The sequence below is a fragment of the Litoreibacter sp. GN1-5 genome (genome assembly GCF_055693805.1).
In genome coordinates this window covers 437,689-455,651 of record NZ_JBVFUP010000001.1, presented here as the reverse complement: position 1 = coordinate 455,651, position 17,963 = coordinate 437,689, and the positions used below count along the sequence as shown (strand labels likewise).

The 17,963-nt window shown below is 56.6% G+C and carries 18 protein-coding genes and 1 pseudogene; 6 read left to right on the top strand and 13 right to left on the bottom strand.

Going from position 1 to position 17,963, the window contains the following annotated elements; genetic code table 11:
* Positions 1 to 135 precede the first annotated feature (135 nt).
* The 5 genes from ACZ1HF_RS02340 to ACZ1HF_RS02320 form a co-directional block, all read right to left on the bottom strand.
* Positions 136 to 699, bottom strand: coding sequence for a sarcosine oxidase subunit gamma (locus ACZ1HF_RS02340; RefSeq protein ID WP_472655998.1), 564 nt, complete (start codon positions 697 to 699; stop codon positions 136 to 138).
* Positions 692 to 3,703 carry a sarcosine oxidase subunit alpha family protein gene (locus ACZ1HF_RS02335; RefSeq protein WP_472655997.1) on the bottom strand — a complete coding sequence of 1,004 codons (3,012 nt, stop codon included), beginning with the start codon at positions 3,701 to 3,703 and terminating at the stop codon, positions 692 to 694. The genes ACZ1HF_RS02340 and ACZ1HF_RS02335 overlap by 8 nt, the downstream gene beginning before the upstream one ends.
* Positions 3,700 to 4,041: a sarcosine oxidase subunit delta gene (locus tag ACZ1HF_RS02330; protein ID WP_472655996.1), complete on the bottom strand. Its 342-nt coding sequence runs from the start codon at positions 4,039 to 4,041 to the stop codon at positions 3,700 to 3,702. The genes ACZ1HF_RS02335 and ACZ1HF_RS02330 overlap by 4 nt, the downstream gene beginning before the upstream one ends.
* Positions 4,042 to 4,203: 162 nt before the next feature.
* On the bottom strand, positions 4,204 to 4,425 hold the full coding sequence (locus ACZ1HF_RS02325; protein ID WP_472655995.1) for a hypothetical protein: 222 nt from the start codon (positions 4,423 to 4,425) through the stop codon (positions 4,204 to 4,206).
* Between the two features lie 196 nt (positions 4,426 to 4,621).
* Complete coding sequence (locus tag ACZ1HF_RS02320) at positions 4,622 to 5,866, bottom strand: sarcosine oxidase subunit beta family protein (RefSeq protein ID WP_472655994.1); 1,245 nt, start codon at positions 5,864 to 5,866, stop codon at positions 4,622 to 4,624.
* A gap of 210 nt (positions 5,867 to 6,076) precedes the next feature.
* On the opposite strand from ACZ1HF_RS02320, the gene ruvX reads away from it, so the two are divergent.
* From ruvX to ACZ1HF_RS02305, 3 genes are read left to right on the top strand one after another with little or no spacing between them, the layout of a single operon-like run.
* Positions 6,077 to 6,544, top strand: a complete 468-nt coding sequence (ruvX, locus tag ACZ1HF_RS02315) for a Holliday junction resolvase RuvX (protein ID WP_472658960.1) — start codon at positions 6,077 to 6,079, stop codon at positions 6,542 to 6,544.
* Positions 6,545 to 6,591: 47 nt separating this feature from the next.
* A complete protein-coding gene (locus ACZ1HF_RS02310) occupies positions 6,592 to 6,765 on the top strand; it encodes a DUF1289 domain-containing protein (protein WP_472655993.1) in 174 nt (57 codons plus the stop codon).
* Positions 6,762 to 7,175, top strand: coding sequence for an NUDIX hydrolase (locus ACZ1HF_RS02305; RefSeq protein WP_472655992.1), 414 nt, complete (start codon positions 6,762 to 6,764; stop codon positions 7,173 to 7,175). Before ACZ1HF_RS02310 ends, ACZ1HF_RS02305 begins: the two co-directional genes overlap by 4 nt.
* Positions 7,176 to 7,519: 344 nt before the next feature.
* Here ACZ1HF_RS02305 and ACZ1HF_RS02300 read toward each other — a convergent pair.
* A pseudogene (locus ACZ1HF_RS02300) lies at positions 7,520 to 7,705 on the bottom strand (transposase); the annotation flags it as partial.
* Positions 7,706 to 8,047: 342 nt separating this feature from the next.
* Positions 8,048 to 8,245 (bottom strand): hypothetical protein, encoded by a 198-nt coding sequence (locus ACZ1HF_RS02295; RefSeq protein ID WP_472655991.1) that lies wholly within the window; start codon positions 8,243 to 8,245, stop codon positions 8,048 to 8,050.
* A 3-nt stretch (positions 8,246 to 8,248) separates the two neighbouring features.
* On the opposite strand from ACZ1HF_RS02295, the gene ACZ1HF_RS02290 reads away from it, so the two are divergent.
* Both ACZ1HF_RS02290 and ACZ1HF_RS02285 read left to right on the top strand, forming a co-directional pair.
* Complete coding sequence (locus tag ACZ1HF_RS02290) at positions 8,249 to 8,827, top strand: DUF2189 domain-containing protein (RefSeq protein ID WP_472655990.1); 579 nt, start codon at positions 8,249 to 8,251, stop codon at positions 8,825 to 8,827.
* A 143-nt stretch (positions 8,828 to 8,970) separates the two neighbouring features.
* The gene (locus ACZ1HF_RS02285; protein WP_472655989.1) at positions 8,971 to 9,654 is read left to right on the top strand and encodes an OmpA family protein; all 684 of its coding nucleotides are present in this window, start codon (positions 8,971 to 8,973) and stop codon (positions 9,652 to 9,654) included.
* A 37-nt stretch (positions 9,655 to 9,691) separates the two neighbouring features.
* Here the strand turns inward: ACZ1HF_RS02285 and ACZ1HF_RS02280 are convergent, their stop codons facing one another.
* Complete coding sequence (locus ACZ1HF_RS02280) at positions 9,692 to 10,423, bottom strand: DsbA family protein (protein ID WP_472655988.1); 732 nt, start codon at positions 10,421 to 10,423, stop codon at positions 9,692 to 9,694.
* A gap of 181 nt (positions 10,424 to 10,604) precedes the next feature.
* On the opposite strand from ACZ1HF_RS02280, the gene ACZ1HF_RS02275 reads away from it, so the two are divergent.
* Complete coding sequence (locus ACZ1HF_RS02275) at positions 10,605 to 12,668, top strand: protein-disulfide reductase DsbD family protein (protein ID WP_472655987.1); 2,064 nt, start codon at positions 10,605 to 10,607, stop codon at positions 12,666 to 12,668.
* Positions 12,669 to 12,739: 71 nt separating this feature from the next.
* On the opposite strand, the gene ccmI is transcribed toward ACZ1HF_RS02275, so the two are convergent.
* The 5 genes from ccmI to ACZ1HF_RS02250 form a co-directional block, all read right to left on the bottom strand.
* Positions 12,740 to 13,894: a c-type cytochrome biogenesis protein CcmI gene (gene ccmI, locus ACZ1HF_RS02270; protein WP_472655986.1), complete on the bottom strand. Its 1,155-nt coding sequence runs from the start codon at positions 13,892 to 13,894 to the stop codon at positions 12,740 to 12,742.
* A complete protein-coding gene (locus tag ACZ1HF_RS02265; protein WP_472655985.1) occupies positions 13,891 to 14,370 on the bottom strand; it encodes a cytochrome c-type biogenesis protein in 480 nt (159 codons plus the stop codon). The genes ccmI and ACZ1HF_RS02265 overlap by 4 nt, the downstream gene beginning before the upstream one ends.
* Positions 14,367 to 14,942, bottom strand: coding sequence for a DsbE family thiol:disulfide interchange protein (locus tag ACZ1HF_RS02260; RefSeq protein ID WP_472655984.1), 576 nt, complete (start codon positions 14,940 to 14,942; stop codon positions 14,367 to 14,369). The genes ACZ1HF_RS02265 and ACZ1HF_RS02260 overlap by 4 nt, the downstream gene beginning before the upstream one ends.
* Positions 14,920 to 16,902, bottom strand: a complete 1,983-nt coding sequence (locus ACZ1HF_RS02255) for a heme lyase CcmF/NrfE family subunit (RefSeq protein ID WP_472655983.1) — start codon at positions 16,900 to 16,902, stop codon at positions 14,920 to 14,922. The genes ACZ1HF_RS02260 and ACZ1HF_RS02255 overlap by 23 nt, the downstream gene beginning before the upstream one ends.
* A gap of 201 nt (positions 16,903 to 17,103) precedes the next feature.
* Entirely contained in the window at positions 17,104 to 17,922 is an 819-nt protein-coding gene (locus ACZ1HF_RS02250) for an alpha/beta fold hydrolase (RefSeq protein WP_472655982.1), read from the bottom strand.
* Between the last annotated feature and the right edge of the window lie 41 nt (positions 17,923 to 17,963).

Sequence of the window (17,963 nt, the reverse complement as noted above, 5' to 3'; positions counted from 1 at the left end):
CAATTCGATGTGTCTTAACTGAGCGCTACAGGGCGTAGCGTCAAGAGCTCAGATGATGAACGCTCAATTTGAGGGATTGGTTTCATAATCAAACCGAATTACAGAACAGATACCTGCTGCGTGCGGGCAAACCCTTTAATAATACCCCACCTCACTGCCCTCTTTTGCGGACAGGCTGAGCGCGTTGAATACATATTCGGCCACAGAGCGGAAGCAGATCAGTTCAATCGTTTCTTTATCGCGCATCCAGAACGCAGCCGGGGTTTGGGCCAATCGTGTGCGGCGGATCTGACCTTCCGGGAAGGTGTCTGGTGACATATCCACGGGGGCGAGTTTGGCGATAACTTCGCAGGTCCGTGGGCCGGTGATCTGGAATGCTGCGCGGGCATCAGAGACATTGACAACCAGCGCATGTTCCTTGGCCAAAACCTTCGCAATCTTTGCCGCGCTGGCCTCGGCCTGCGCGTAAGGCGTCATGATCAGCAACTCATCCGGGCTCATCCATGCGATACCATGCTCACCGGCGCAGTTACATGCCCGTTGGTCGGGGAAGCCAACATCTGTGACGCTGGCGACAGCTTTCTTGACTTTCGCCGAAGCCAGATCACCCCGCAGTGTGATCATGCCACGCAGGCCCATTTCTGTGACCTTGGCGAAGCCTTCAAAGCTTGCCCCCTGAAGTGCGCTGACACTAGACATTTTGCTTCTCCCCATCTGGGTCGTAGAACACCGGAGAAACGATCTTGGCTTTGATAACAGTGCCATCGACTTTCGGGAAGTCCAGCACTTCGCCCATCCGGTCAGGGCCATGCAAAACAAGCCCCATGGCGATGCCTTTGCCAAGCGTCGGTGAATGATAGGTTGATGTTACGCGCCCTTGGGTTTCGCGCTGGCCGTTTGCGTTGGTTCCGTCTGCTACAGCATAAGCACCATCAGGCAAAACTGATCCGTCCAGCGTTTCCAGCCCCACAAGTTTCCAGCGGTTCGGGTCAGCCATATGCGACCGCTCTTGCGCGCGCTTGCCAAGGTAGTCGTCCTTCTTCTTCGAAATCGCCCAGCCAAGGCCAAGGTCTTGCGGGATGACGGTACCGTCCGTTTCATCGCCGATCATGATGAACCCTTTCTCGGCGCGCAGGATGTGTAGCGCCTCGGTACCATAGGGGGTCACGTCAAATTCCTGCCCGGCCTCTATTAGCACATCCCAGAAGGCGCGGGTTTGGCTGGCGGGCACGGCGATCTCATAACTGAGCTCGCCAGAGAAAGAGATACGGAAGACCCGCGTATCAAACCCGGCAATCTGCCCTTCGGCCCATTGCATGAAAGGCAAGGTCTCTTTCGAGACATCCATACCGCCCAATTTTTCCAGAACTTTCCGTGCATTCGGCCCAACAACAGCGATCTGGCCAAATTGCTCTGTCACATTGGCGGTGTAGACTTGCCAATCCCACCATTCGGTTTGCAGCCATTCTTCCATATGCCCATGGATGCGCGATGCCCCACCCGTCGTGGTGTGGCAGAGCCACGTATCATCGCTCATCCGCGCAACAACGCCATCATCAGTCAAAAAGCCGTTTTCGGTACACATCAAGCCATAGCGGCATTTTCCAATGGGCAATGTGCTCATCATATTTGTGTAAAGCATATCAAGGAACTTGCCTGCATCGGGCCCCTTGACGATGATCTTGCCAAGTGTCGAGGCATCCAGCAAGCCAAGGCTGGTCCGCACGGCCGTGACTTCGCGCGCAACGGCTTGATTCACGTTTTCGTCTGATTTCTGGAAGCAATAAGGGCGTCGCCAATGACCGACCGGCTCCCAATATGCACCGTTCTGCGCGTGCCACTCATGCAGCGGGGTCTTCTCAAGCGGCTGGAAAATATCAGCCCGCGCCTCGCCAGCAATCGCCCCCATCGAAATCGGTGTATAAGGCGGCCGGAACGTGGTCGTGCCGACCTGTGGGATTTCCGAGCCAAGACTATCAGCAAGAACGGCAAGACCGTTAATATTGCTCAACTTACCTTGATCGGTGGCCATCCCAAGCGTAGTGTAGCGCTTGGTGTGCTCAACGCTTTCGAACCCTTCTTGCGCGGCAAGTTGAACGTCTGAAACCTTCACATCGTTCTGAAAATCAAGCCACATCTTTGAGCGCAGCTTGTAGCCCGCACCTTGCGGCATTTTCCAAACCGGGGCCATGGGCGCTTGCGGCGTATCCGTGCCCACGGGCGCCGCTTTCCTTGCAGATTTCAGACCAAGGCGTTTTGCTATGGTTTTCGCCGCCTTATCCGCATCTTCCAGCACTGCATTTGTTTGCATAACCCCATTTGCAGCACCCGCAACGGCCACGAAAGGCAGCCCGTCTGCCCCTTTTGGCGCACGGTCGGGATCAGGACGGAAATGGGCATGCGCGTCGTCCCAGATCAGCTTGCCACCGCAATGGGACCACAAATGCACCACTGGCGACCAGCCGCCGGACATGGCCACTGCATCACAAGGGATCAATCGCAGTGTCTTGCCTTCACCGGCTTGCGGGCTGATCTCAACCCCAGTGACACGTTTTGACCCGTTGACCAGCGCAACGGCCTTGCCGTTTTCAATCCGAATGCCCAGGGCACGCGCCTGCTCTGCCAAAGCACCGCCGCCATGGGGGCGTGCATCGACGATCATCGGCACCTCTAAGCCCACCTCTTTCAATGTAATCGCCGTCTGGTAGGCATCATCATTGTTGGTAACAATGACAGTCCGATCCCCCGATGATACGCCGTAATTCACGGCATAATCCCGCACCGCAGATGCAAGCATAACACCGGGAATATCATTTCCCGCAAAGCTCAGAGGCCGCTCAATCGCACCAGTGCAGGTCAGGATTTGCTTAGCGCGAATACGCCAGAGGCGGTGGCGCGGCAGATCCAACGCAGGGGCATGGTCGGTCAGACGTTCATAGCCCAGCGCGTAACCATGATCATAGATGCCAGCACCCATAAGGCGTGTTCTGATCTGAACATTTGACATCTTTTCAAGTTCTTGCAGGGCGCTGTTAATCCAGTCTTCCGCAGGCTTTCCATCAATCTGGGCATTATCTACCGGCGCACGACCGCCCCAATGGGCGGTTTGCTCGACCAACAGGACCTTGGCCCCGGCCCGCCCGGCAACGCATGCAGCCTGAAGACCGGCAATACCGCCACCAATAATCAGCAGGTCGGCAAAAGTATAAAAATGCTCATACCTGTCCGTATCACGATCCTTTGGCGCGCGACCCAAACCAGCAGCTTTGCGGATAAACGGTTCAAAGACATGTTTCCACGCAGGGGCCGGAGCCATGAAAGTCTTGTAATAGAAACCAGCAGGCATGAAGCGCGCAGCAAGATTATTCACTGCGCCAACATCATAGTTCAACGATGGCCAATGGTTCTGGCTTTCTGCAGTGAGCCCATCAAACAATTCAGTTGTTGTGCCGCGCGCATTGGGTTCAAACCGACCACCTTTGCCAAGGTTAAACAACGCGTTCGGTTCTTCCGCGCCGCTTGCAATGACGCCGCGGGGGCGGTGATATTTGAACGAACGGCCCATGAGCATCTGATCATTCGCCAAAAGCGCCGAGGCCAGTGTATCCCCTTCATAGCCGCGCAGATGCCGGCCGTTGAACTGAAATTTCACTTGCTTTGCGCGGTTGAGGAACCGACCGCCCTGCGAAAGACGTGTGCTCATGAAGCCGACCCTTTCCAGCTTTCCAGTGTCCAGCCAGGCCGTTTGGCAGCAATTTTGTCGCAAATTTCCTGCGGGGGTTGCGTCGTCTGCGCGGAATAGGTCCCGAAAATCTCCAAGGTGGTTGTACATCGCGCCGCATGGAACCACTTGCCGCACCCGTTGGCGTGGCGCCAGCGCTCAAAATGCACGCCTTTGGGGTTGTTGCGCATGAAGAGGTAATCTTCAAACGCGGCATCATCGGACCCTATGGTTTCACGCTTCAGATGTGCCTGACCGCCAGCGTGGAATTCTGTTTCCTCACCATCGACACCGCAATAAGGACACTGCAAGATCAGCATGACAGCGCCCCTTCAAGATCAGCGCTCACTGCTACAGGGCAGAAAGCGGAATAGCGGGACGGTTGGAAAAAATGCAAAACGACACCCGCATGGAAGCGGATGCCGTCTTGGGGAAGATGGACAGATGGCGCGCCGAGGGAAGCAGCCCGCCAGCTTTTCAGGTCATTCCGTCGGAGCCTGCGTGCCTGCTGCTGGGTCCGCCGCAGGATCAATGGCAGGCGCCGCTGCTTCTGGTGCGACACGTTCAGGCGGGGATGTACCATCGCCGCCCACACCGCCGCCAAGCATGGCAAGAAGTAGGATGAACAGACCAATAAGCACCGCTGCAACCACCAAGCCGGTAGTTCCGATGCCTTCATCGTTTGCGCTGTTATATTCGGACATGAAGTTACCTCCGTTTCTATGAGACTCATCAAATCATTCACGTGATCAGACGCAATATTTGGTAACGAAACCATTGTTTTTGGGCGGGGAGAAGCCGGAACATGTCTGTAGCTTGAGCGGGAGACTGCCGTTTTAAAGGTCATGGCACCTATGGTCTCATTATTGGAAAAAGAGGAATATGAGTGTGTCAAAATCATCAATGGGCCACTCCTGCAGCAACGGATTCGTCAATGAAGCGGCCTTCCTGAAACCGCTCCAACCCGAAGGCGTCGGTCAGGGGCGAATGACCCTTGGCCATAAGTTCGGCAAACCCATAACCAGATCCGGGGATCGCTTTAAACCCGCCTGTCCCCCAGCCACAATTGATAAACACGCCCTCAACAGGTGTCTTGGACAGGATCGGAGAGCGGTCGCCCGTCACATCCACAATACCGCCCCATTGGCGCAGCATCTTGAGACGTGAGAGCATCGGGAAGGTCTCGATCAGCGCACGCACGGTCTCCTCGATATGCTGGAACGACCCGCGTTGGGTGTAGTTATTATAACCATCCGTGCCGCCACCAATGACCATTTCGCCCTTATCGGATTGAGACATATATCCGTGGACCGTATTGGCCATAACGACCACATCCATGCAGGGTTTGATTGGTTCTGAAACAAGCGCTTGCAAAGCCACGCTTTCAATCGGCAAACGAAAGCCCGCCATATCGGCTAAATGCCCCGAATGGCCTGCAACAACAATGCCGAGCTTATCACAGTCGATATCGCCCTTGCTGGTGCTGACACCCACCACCTTGTCACCATCGCGGCGAACGGCAGTCACTTCGCATTGTTGAATGACATCCATACCCATGTCTGAACAAGCGCGCGCATAGCCCCAGGCCACCGCATCATGGCGCGCTGTGCCGCCGCGCGCTTGCCAAAGACCGCCCAGCACCGGATAGCGCGGGCCGGCGATATTCATGATCGGGCAAAGCTCTTTGACGCGGCTGGCGTCGATCCATTCGGTCTTCACACCCTGCAAGGCATTGGCATGGGCCGTGCGCTGATACCCGCGCACCTCATGATGGGTCTGGGCCAGCATGATCACGCCGCGCGGGCTGAACATGACGTTGTAGTTGAGATCCTGTGACATTGTCTCATACAGGCTGCGCGCTTTCTCATAGATCGCAGCAGACGGATCTTGCAGGTAGTTAGACCGTATAATTGTCGTGTTGCGCCCTGTATTACCGCCGCCAAGCCAACCTTTCTCAAGAATGGCCACGTTTTTGATGCCGTGGTTTTTGCCCAGATAAAACGCCGTAGCCAACCCGTGCCCGCCTGCACCGATAATAATGGCGTCATATTTCTTCTTGGGGTCAGGCGCACGCCACGCACGTTCCCATCCTTGATGATATCGGGCGGCTTCTCTGGCGATGGCAAAGGCTGAATAGCGTCTCATACTCTGATATCCCGATGCGGGTTGCACTGTGATGGTTTTGCGTCACAGTGCAGTTTTACGTGCCACCCCGCGCGACATTAAACCTGCAGCTTGCGACATGCCAGTAGGGCTACCTGCGATAATTCGTCAGGGATGGTGGACTTTGCCGCGTCAGCATGGGTATCTGATCCAAAGAAATGCAGGTGGCCTTTGGGCGAAATTTTTGACGACATGACAGCGTTTTCAGATGCGCTTGAGCCGATGAAGGCGCTGGTCGGACTTGACCTTGGCACGGCCACTTTGGGCGTGGCCGTATCAGACCTGATGCTTTCGGTTGCAACACCGCTGGAAACTATAAAACGCAAGAAGTTCAGTGTTGATGCGGCAGCCTTGCTGGCAATTGCCGAAAACCGCTCAGTCGGGGGGATCGTGCTGGGCCTGCCCCTCAACATGGATGGCAGCGAGGGGCCACGGGCGCAGTCTACACGTGCCTTCGCGCGCAATCTGGCGCGACTGACCGAGATACCGATTATTTTCTGGGATGAGCGCCTGTCCACCGTCGCCGCAGAACGTGCCCTTTTGGAGGCGGATACGTCTCGAAAACGCCGTGCTGAGGTGATAGATCATGTGGCAGCAGGGTTTATCCTGCAAGGGGCATTGGACAGGTTAAAACATATAAGGCAGAGCGATGGCAGATGATCTTTGGGCACGCGATGAGGTCGAGATCCCCTTGCGTGAAAATTTGTGTGGTCCACCCGTCGGAACGGATTTGCACAGGCTGCTTGCGCACAATCGACGAGATCGCCGCATGGGGCCGGATGAGCAACGAGGACCGGGCTGCGCTTGTGGCAGAGCTTCCTGCACGCGCTGACAGCTTCCGCAAACGGCGCGGCGGACGGGCGGCACGTCTGAAGGCATGAGCCAGATTTCCGGTGCAAAACTTGCACTTCTATCGGACGATAGGCTTGTGACGTATTTACGTGATGACATCCCCAATATCCCTTACCCCGGCCAGTGGGATTTTGCAGGCGGCGGTCATGAAGGCGACGAAAGCCCCTTAGACTGCGCCTTGCGCGAAACTTTTGAAGAATTCGGCCTGCGCCTGACGCCAGAGCGTATCCTATACACCCAAAACTACCCCAGCCCGTCGTCACCGGGAAAAACCGGCTACTTCATGGCGGCCAAGATTACAGACGCTGAAATCCAAGCCATAGAATTTGGCGATGAAGGGCAATACTGGAAAATGATGCCTATCGCCGAATTTCTGGAGCACCCCAAGGCAGTCACGCATTTACAGACCTGGCTAAGGGCATATTTGGAGCAGCTTTAAATTATTAGCGATGCTGCAATGGCGTCAGATATCAGATAGCTTTGACCTTCGCGTCATCAACTGACCCGAAATCGGGAAAGCTGCCCTTCGCCTTCCGCGCAGCGAAAACGTCGGGCTTGAAAGCGAAGAACTACGGCGCGCTCAAATCCGATTGTCGGAACTGCCCGTCAAAAGCCAAATGCTGCCCCAACACGGACACCCGCCTATCCGCCGCGAGAACTACAAAGTTGTTCGGGACTTCGCACGCAACTGCGTTGCTTCCGAATACAATCAGACGGTGCAGAGACGACGCAAGAAGGTGGAGATGCTCTTCGCACACCTCAAACGCATCCTAGGGCTGGGACTCATAACCAGTAAATGACGGTAGCTGCGAGAGCGATTGCAGAGAAGAAGACCTTGGGGCAGCGGTCGTAGCGGGTTGCGATGCGCCGCCAGTCTTTCAGCCTGCCGAACATGATCTCAATGCGGTTGCGATGTTTATACCTGCGCTTGTCGTATCGCACGGCTTTGGTGAGGGACTTCCTCTGTGGAAAATAAAATATTCCGCGTGTCTTTATGTTGCAAGACCTCGTTGCGAGGCGCAAGTCGCCATTTATGAGGCTGAGGCAACTTCTCGCGCGCAGCCATTGTTGAAGGTCGCCAGTGCGTGCCTCACGACCATGTGTCAGCGGAACAGTCAGTAATATGCTATACTTCAGATATCACTGACGGTGAAATGCAGCTACGAAGCTTCGCATGTACCTCCGTTGAGGTGGCTTCAACCGTCAGGCTGATGAAAATCAGGAGGACGAATGATGGCTAAGACAATTGGAAACCCCATGTCCTGGGCAGCCCGTGTACTTGCGTCAGGATCTTCACATATCTCTTCTGTATCAGACCGGATGTCGAGCCCGAAGGCCGTGGCAATGCCAGAGGTATGACAGATCGGACTGGCCGATATTGGCGACGCTCTGCGCAAGGGGTTTGCCGATTTCGCGGCGCTTCGGACGGATGTGATCTTCCTCTGTCTGGTCTATCCGCTGGTGGGTCTCTGCCTCGCGGTGCTCGCCATTCAGGGTAATCTGCTGCAACTGATGTTCCCCATTCTCGCCGGGTTTGCCCTTGTTGGCCCCTTCGCTGCTGTTGGCCTTTATGAGATGAGCCGCAGACGTGAGCAGGGCGTTGCAGCAAACTGGTCAGCAGTCTTTGACGTCTGGCGCGCGCCGCGGTTCGGCGCAATTGCTGTGTTGGGCCTAATGCATATCGCGCTTTTTGTCGTGTGGATCATGGCTGCAAATCTGATCTACGTACTTACTCTCGGGCCAGAGGCCCCGACCTCAACAACCGCCTTCATCAGCGATATCTTGACGACACCAGCCGGCTGGACGCTGATCCTTGCGGGAACAGCGGTTGGCTTTGTCTTTGCGGCCATGGTGCTGGCCAGTAGCGCGTTCTCGTTCCCGCTATTGCTTGAGCGCCGGGTCGGTCTGCCTGTTGCCGTCATGACGTCGGTGCAGGTCGCAAAATGCAATCCCGTAACGATGGCAGCCTGGGGCTTTATAGTGGCTGCGTTGCTGTTTATTGGAACGCTACCGCTTTTGCTGGGTCTGGTGGTCGTATTACCAGTTTTGGGCCATGGGACATGGCACCTTTACCGAAAAGCGGTCGGCTGAAGGCGGGCGCATCGCCACGTCAGGCAAAGACGCACCCAAAGCATTTGGCAAAAAACTTGCCTGATCGTTTAAGTTTGGGCAATATCAGTCAATCGTCTGGCGATAATAATAAAAATCAGGCCGTTTCTAAAGGTTAAATCAAAATGAATACATACTCTCTGACGCTTGCCACAATGCTTGTATTGTCGGCTTCCTCTAGCTTTGCCCAAATTGTTGTCACAGATGATGGCGATGTTTCAATTGGCGGGTTGTCTGCCACCGGGGATGGTGACGTGGATCTGGGTGGCATCACGACCGATGCAGAGGGCAACGTCACGATTGATGGGGATATTTCTGCCGGGGCAAGCGGAAATGTCAGTTTAGGCGACATAAAAGTTGGCGCAGATGGGGGTGTCGTCATGCCCGGAATGCGGGTCGAAACGGACGGCTCGGTTTCTATGGGAAGTGAATTTGAAACCAAAGCCCTTGAGAAAGCATTTGAGCAACCCGGCGTCACCATCAATGTATCGATACTGTTCGATTCCGGCTCTGCGGATCTGACCGGAAAGGGATACAAACAAGTTGAACAAGTGGCAGAAGCACTTTTCATGTTTGATGACGATATGCGCATTCTGATTGAGGGACATACTGATAGCGTTGGGTCAGATGCAGATAATTTCGCGCTGTCAAATGCGCGGGCACAAACTGTGATGAATACGCTGTTGCTTGAGCATGATGTTGACGTGAAACTGCTGACAGGTGGCAAGGGCGAGACCAACCCGATTGCAGACAACACAACCGATATAGGGCGGAGCCTCAACCGCCGCGTCTCGTTTATCCGAAATTAGGACAGATCAACCGCCAGGATGTATTCAGGCCGAAAGCTCAGTTGCTGGCGCTACGGGCCTCGGACAAAAGGTCTTTCATTGCAGCCAGCTCAATCAGTCCGGGGACAAGCGTTTCGCCAAAGACGAAACCCGGCGTGCCGGTGATCCCAAGGTTCTGGCTTAATTGATGACTTGTCTGGATATGGGCAGTCACCTTGTCCGCATCCATATCAAAGCGCAGTTTTTCAGTATCCAGACCAAGGGTTTCTGCCACTTCCATCACGGATGCTTCATTCGCGCGGCCGCGGTTTTGCATCAGCGCATCGTGGAATTCAGCATATTTCCCCTGTTCGCGGGCAGCCAAAGCAGCGCGGGCCGCAAAGACGGATTCTTCCCCCAGAATTGGCCATTCGCGCATCACGACGCGCACATTCGGGTCTTCGTCGATCATGGCTTTGACATCTGCGAACACACGGCGGCAGAAGCCACAATTATAGTCGAAGAATTCCACCACAGTCACATCACCATTGGGGTTGCCCATGACATAAGCGTTGGGGTCATTTTCCAGCAGGTCACGGTTTTCAGCAAGCGCGACCTGCGCTGCTTGCTGCTGCGCTTCTTCCTCACGGGCCTGTATGATTGCGACCGCTTCCATCACGATTTCCGGATTTTCGCGGATCGCTTCGAGCACCAATTCCTTCATTCTGGCCTCGTCGATCTCATCTGCTGCAGCAAAAACTGGTATAAGCAAGGCAGCACTGCACAAAAGCGCGAAGAAGAGGCGGGTCATCTAAAGGCTCCGTCCTAACGGGAAAACACGGGTCTGACTCTGAGGCACTATCACTGGAATGTCAAACTGTCCCCTATCACAGAGAGGTGAAATGCCGCACCAACCCTTGCGTTCACGCCGATCTTATTTGACCCTGTGAATGGGGGTGTGCAACTGAGCATCAAAGAACCCCGGAGTGTACATGACCAGACTTGTGAAATTGCTTGGCGCAGTGATAATCTTGCTGACGGGCCTTGCCAGCGGCATGGCGCAGGCTGCAAGTTCTGACGCTTATGACAGTCAGAGCATCACAGCGCGCCTGATCACAGCCGAAGACGGGGTACGCGACGGGGCGCAGGCGATTTCAGCCGGGCTGCATCTGGACCTTGAGGATGGCTGGAAGACCTACTGGAAATCCCCTGGCGAGGTCGGCTTTCCTGCAGAAATCATATGGGATGGCTCGGACAACCTATTGGATGTGGAATTCCTCTGGCCAGCCCCCAAGCGCTTTCGCGCTTTCGATATAGAAAATTACGGCTATGAAAAGCAGATCACATTCCCGTTGAAAGTGATGCTTGAGCGCCCTGGCGAGCCCGCGACCCTGAACGCAGCAGTATCAATTCTGGTCTGCGAGGAAATATGCATACCGGAAAGCTTCGATCTGGCCCTGACGATCCCGGCGGGCAATGACATTGACATTGACACGGACGCTGCCGCGCTAATTGCCGAGGCTGTCACGCAGGTCCCGGATGATGGCGCGGCCTCTGGGCTGATGCTGACGGGCGCCGCAATTGACGAAGCGCAAACAGCCCTGACCGTCGCATTCCAAAGCGACACACCCATCACCGACCCATCGGTTTTCCCGGATCTGGGGCTTGGCTCTGCTTTCGATGCGCCAGCGTTTGACATCAGCCCGGACGGGCGAAATGTCACCGCCACCCTGCCCATTCTGGCATTGGAAGACCCTTTGCCTGCCCTGGCCCTGACGATTACCGATGGCACACGCGCCGCTGAGTTCACACCGCAGCTGGGGGCAGAGCTTCCCGCGGCCAACATAGCAAGTGCTGCACACGGACTGCTGTGGATTATCTTCATCGCGTTTCTTGGAGGTATCATCCTGAATGTCATGCCTTGTGTTCTGCCGGTCCTGTCGATCAAATTTGCCTCGGCCCTGAAGGCACGCGATCACAGCCCGGCGCGGGTGCGCGCAGGTTTTGCCATGTCCGCCCTTGGCGTTATGGCATTTATGTGGGTGCTGGCGGCAATCCTGATTGGCATCCGGCTGAGCGGCGGCGCCGTGGGATGGGGCCTGCAATTCCAGAGCCCGCTGTTTCTGTCGGTGATGTTGACCGTTCTGGTCCTTTTTGCCGCCAATATGCTGGGCCTGTTCGAGATCACCCTGCCCGCAAGCTGGAACACGAAGCTGGCAAATGCGGACGGGCAACCGGGCTTGTTGGGGGATTTCGGGACAGGGGCTTTGGCGGCTGTGCTGGCAACGCCCTGCTCTGCCCCGTTCCTAGGCACCGCTGTGACCTTTGCCCTTGCGGGCAGCGCTTTGGACATTGTGCTAATCTTCTCGGCCCTTGGGCTTGGGCTTGGGCTACCGTATCTGTTGGTCGCAGCACAGCCTGCGTTGATCAAGGCCCTGCCGAAACCGGGGCGCTGGATGGTGCTGGTCAAACTGGCCCTTGGAGGATTGCTGGCCCTGACAGCACTATGGCTATTCTGGGTCTTGTCCGGTGTTGCAGGCCCAATAACCGCCGGTAGTGTGGCAGGTCTTCTGGCCTTGGCGGTCATACTGCTTTCCATGAAGGCTGTACCGTCTTTGCGCCGCGCCCTCATCGCTGCTGCAATCGGTGCCGCCGCACTGACGCCTCTGGTCATCAGCCCCCCAGCTGTGCAGCAAACACAACTTACCTCAAACTGGATGCGTTTCGAGGAAGACATGATCGCACATTATGTAGATCAGGGCCAGACTGTCTTTGTGGATGTCACCGCCGACTGGTGTTTGACCTGCAAAACCAACAAGACACTTGTGCTGGACCGCGACGTGGTGCGCACAGCCCTTGATGGCGATGCAATTGTTAAAATGCAGGCCGACTGGACGCGCCCCGACGATGACATCCTGTTCTACCTGCAATCCAATGGCCGCTTTGGCATCCCCTTCAACATCGTCTACGGCCCCGATGCGCCAGAGGGCATCGCCTTGCCTGAAATCCTGACCCAAGGCAGCGTGCTTGAGGCTTTGGAGAACGCTGGAGGCTAAGTCGCAGTCTCGACGACTTCCCCAAAACGGCAGTACATGACTAACGCCTCCTTATGCTGGCAAGGCTAGGTTTACCCGCCCGACAGTTCTTTCAGACCCTGTTCTACCGCGCGACGCATGGGATCGGTTTCCGGCAAAGCGTCCGCCAGCGGCTTGGCGCTATCAAAGGCCGCGCGGGCTTTGTCGGGCTCGCCCAAAACCATGTAAGACCGTGCCAGTTGCAACCAACCTTGCAGATCGTCCGGGTTTTCTTCCAGACGCGCCGCAAGCCCACCCACCATGGAGCGGATGAAATCCTGCTGTTCTTCCGGTGACATCTCGCGTGCCGCGTCAAGATCTTCGGCGCTTGGGCCGCGCGGGGCATCGGGGAAGTCCGGCAATCCGACCGGATCAATACCCAGCCCCGCCCCCATGCGATTTGCTTCACGCAGGAAGACATCCATCCATGGCGCAGGTGCTGTCTCGGACCCAATGCGGTCCAGCAAAAGCTGACGCGCTGCTGCGGTTTGTCCTGCCTGCTGCATCGCAACGGCGTTGTAATATGTCCCTGCCGGGTTGGTCGGGTCCAGCTCAAGCGATGCATCAATGGCAGCCTGGGCCGCTTTTGTGACCACGCCATTTTCTGACGCAATCAGCGCCTCGGCATATTGCGACCATGTGGCCGAGGTCGCATCGTCCCGCTCGACAATATTCGAGAACGCATAGGCCGCATCCCGGTAGCGGTTCATGTTCATATAAGTCGTCGCCAGAAGCTCCCACCCTTCGGTGGGGCCGCCAGCCTCATCCTCTTCCAGACGGCTGCGCAAACGTGTTGTCAACTGCGCCAGTTCGGTCGCGCTTTGCTGCTCATCGGTACGTTCTGCGAAGGGCAGGCTTGGGGTGCCTGGCGCGCCGGTAAAGTTATAAAGCACAGCGCCCCCAAGCGGCAAAGCGGCGGCCAACGCAACCAACAACCAACCGCCACTGGCAGAAGACGCAGCCCCTGCGCCACGATCCCGGTCTGCAGCCAGCATCCGGCGCTTGATTTCTGTACGCGCTGCCTGCGCCTCGCCACCCGAAATCAGGCCGCGTGCTTCATCACGGTCCACCTCGGCCAATTGATCCGTGAAAATCGCCAGCGCACTATCAGCACGATCCAACATGTCATGCCCGCGACGGATCAACGGCCAGAGCACCAGCAGAGCCGACACAAGCGCCAACCCGCCACCAAGAACCCAGAAAATCATCCCTGCCCGCCTTTCGTCTGATCCTGCATCAGCGCTTTCAAAGCGGCTTCTTCCTCGGGCGACAAGATCTTATCCTCGGTCTGCAAACGTCTGGATCGGGCAGTCAGACCCACCACGACAGCGATGCCGCCCAGCACCATGATCAGCCCCGGCCCGATCCATAAAGCATAGGTTGATGGCTTCCACGGCGGTTTGAACAGCACAAATTCACCATACCGGGCCACAAGGAAGTCATAGACTTCCTGATCCGTATCACCCGCGACAAGCCGTTCGCGCACAAGTATGCGCAGATCGCGGGCCACACTGGCATGCGAGCTGTCAATCGCCTCGTTCTGGCACACCACACAGCGTACATTGGCCGAGATCGCCCGCGCCCGCGCCTCCAGCACCGGGTCATCAAGCACTTCATCCGGTTCCACCGCCCAAAGCGGCAGCGCCATAAGGCAGGCGCACAGGATCAGGGCCGCACGTCTCATCCGTCTGCCTTTGCAGCATCAATGGCGTTTTGCAGGCGGCTCAGACCGTCGCCCACAACCGGGCCTGCTTCACGGTAGACGACGGTTCCATTTGCGTCGATGACAAATGTCTCAGGCACGCCCGTGACCCCCCATTCGATACCCGCCCGCCCGGTTTCGTCCGAGCCGATACGGTTATAAGGATTGCCCAGCTCGTCCAGCCATTCGACAGCATCCGCAGGCTTGTCCCTGTAGTTAATGCCGACAAGTTTCAGCCCCTGCCCCTCAGCCATGCGCGTCAAAATGGGGTGTTCCGCGCGGCACGGGCCGCACCAGGAGGCAAAGACATTTACCAATGTCAGCTCTCCGGCATTTATCAAATCATCCTGACTAAGGCCCGGTGTCTCTAGCCCCTCGATCGGGCCCAGATCGAAATCCGGCACCTGCTGAGAGACCAGAACAGACGGGATCGACGACGGATCGCGCCCCCCGTCAGCCCCCAGAATGCAAAGCCACCAATCACAATCGCCACAAAAAGTGGCAGGATAAAGAAAAATCGTTTCATTCAGATCACTCCGCCGGGGTTGCCGCAACCGGGGCGCGCACCTTGCGCGGCGCGCCAACCCGCAGACGGCGGTCACTTAGCGACAGGCATCCCCCCAACACCATCAAAAACGAGCCGATCCACAGGAAATTCACCAAAGGCTCATAGATGATCCGCAGCACCCATTTGCCCGCAGCCACTTCCGAAGCCGGCTCTGCGATAGAGACATAGAGATCGCCCGCTAAAGTCTGACGAATGGCACTTTCCGTCGTGGTAGAGCCTGCCACCGGATAGGTTCGCCGTTCCGGGCGCAGCACGGTGGCGGGTGCACCGTCGCGTGTCACGGTCAGGGTCGCAATCTGTGCGATGTAGTTCGGACCACGGGTGCGCTCGATCCCCTCGAATGTCAGATCGAAGCCCGCCAACGACAGTTCGGTGCCTGGTTCGGCAAAGGTGATGGCTTCTTGTTTCCACGCGCTGGCCCCGATGGCCCCCATCATCACAACCGCAAGCCCGATATGAGCGACCGTCATCCCATGAGACGCACGTGGCTGGCGGCGAATGCGGCCCCATGCACCGGATTGCAGCAGTTTGACCCGGCGCGCCCATTCCTGAACGCTGGCCAATAGCAGCCAGATCGCAATTCCCATGCTCAGCACGGCCAAGACCGGGCCACCGGTTTGCATGTACCACGTGACCAGCGCCGAGACGACGCACAGCCCCAGGATCAGCTTCATCCGGCTTAGCACACCCGGCAGATCGGCACGTTTCCAGCTCAGGAACGGGCCAACCGCCATTACAACACCCAAGAGGAGTGAGATGGGGATAAAACTTGCGTTGAAAAAAGGCGGGCCGACCGAGATCTTTTCGCCCGTGACCCCTTCCAGAAATAGCGGGTAAAGCGTGCCAAACAGCACCGTGGCCGTAGCCGTGGCCAGCAGAAGGTTGTTGATCAACAACCCCGCCTCGCGCGAGATGGGCGCAAAGAGCCCGCCACCTTCCATTGCAGGTGCCCGCACGGCAAACAGGGTTAAAGAGCCGCCAATAGACACGAAAAGAAGCCCAAGAATATACATCCCCCGTTCCGGGTCCACCGCGAAGGCGTGTACGGATGTCAGCAGGCCGGATCGCACAATGAACGTCCCCAGAAGTGACAGCGAGAACGTCAGGATCGCCAACAGGATCGTCCAGCTTTTGAACGTGTCACGTTTCTCGGTCACGATGGCGGAATGTAAAAGCGCAGTTCCCAAAAGCCACGGCATGAAGGACACGTTTTCTACCGGATCCCAGAACCACCAGCCGCCCCAGCCCAGCTCATAATAGGCCCACCAACTGCCCAAAGCGATACCACCCGTCAGCGAAACCCACGCAGCCAGCGTCCAGGGCCGGACCCATCGCGCCCAGGCCGGGTCCACCCTGCCCTCGATCAGCGCGGCAACCGCGAAGGAGAACACGATAGAAAAGCCCACATAGCCGAAATACAAAAGCGGCGGATGGATAGCGAGCCCGATATCCTGCAACAGTGGGTTCAGATCATTACCATCAAGGGGCGGCGGAAAGACCCGTTCAAATGGGTTTGAGGTGAAGATCATGAAGCTGAGAAACCCGACACTGATCCACGCCTGCACGCTCAGCGTGCGTGCCTTTAGCGCGTGCGGGATATTGGCCCCGAAAAACGCGACACCCGCCCCGAACATCGCTAGGATCAGCACCCACAGTAGCAACGATCCCTCGTGATTGCCCCATGTGCCTGCCACCTTGTAGATCATCGGTTTCAGCGAATTGGAGTTGTTGACGACATTCAGCACGGTGAAATCGCTGACCACATAGGCCCACATCAGCGCCCCGAAGGCAAATGCGACCAGCAGGAATTGCAAAGCCGATGTCGCCGCAGCACTGCGCATCCAGACAAGATTGCCCCGCGCAGCCCCCAGCATCGGCAGCACGCTTTGGATGCACGCTGTCAGCAACGCCAGTGCAAGGGCAAATTGTCCAAGTTCAGGGATCATCTATGTATCCAAAAGCCTTTGAAACGCTCACCACCTTACATGGCGTTGAAACCGGGGAAAGGTCAAGGCAGACAGGCGCGACGCAATGCCCCTGCCCGCTCACGTTCAGGTGTGTGTCGGGGCGAAGTGAGCTTTCGCTGCGCCCTAGATGAAGGTCTGCTTTCGTTTTGCATACCTCATCAACTTGCCCGGCCAAACGTCTTACCGGTTCAAGAACTGCAGTATTTGATTGAGGACTGCATCAGGCGCTTCCAATTGTGGCAAATGCCCGACGTGCGGTAGCGTTTTGAACTCCGCGTCCTGCATCGCTTCATGCAGCGCCCGCCCACGTTCAAGAGGAATCCAAGGGTCGTCCTCACCCCAAAGTATCAGCGTAGGGCAACGCAAGTCACCAAACATTGGCTCAACCTCGGCTGTAAAACCTTCGTCGGCTTGGGCAAACTGCCGGTAAAAGCTACCGCGACCCGCTTCTGACAACCATGGTTCAACCAATGCTTCCAGATCCGCCGAGTGGAGATCATTTACAAGCGCACCCTGGATGTATGCGCGCACTAGAGCTTCGTGGATGTGCGGCGGCAGACCTGTGAATGCTTCCACGTGCCGTCCTACATGATCGAAGAAGTCCGACCCCCAGGGCCGCATGGCAACCACGTTCATTAGAACGTAGCGATCATATTGACAGCCATGCAATAGATGCGCGCGCAGCGTGGTCGCGCCACCAAAATCGTGGGCCACAATTGATGGCCGATCCAGTCCCAAATGATCGAGCATAAACGCGAAAATTTCACCTTGAACATCAAGACCAGTGCGCTGGCCCTCGCTCATCGCCGATCGTCCATAGCCCGGCATGTCATACCAATGAACCGTAAACCTCTCCGCAAGCCTTGGGATTACACGGTGCCACGCGTAGGATGACCAAGGCCAACCATGGGCGAGTACTAGAGGTGGCCCAGAACCTGCTGACCCGAAAGCAAGGCTTCCGGCAGGCGAATTAACTGTATGATCTAACGTCCATTCCATAGGATCAGAGCTAACATTGCTGAATTAGCCTCAGACCAAAT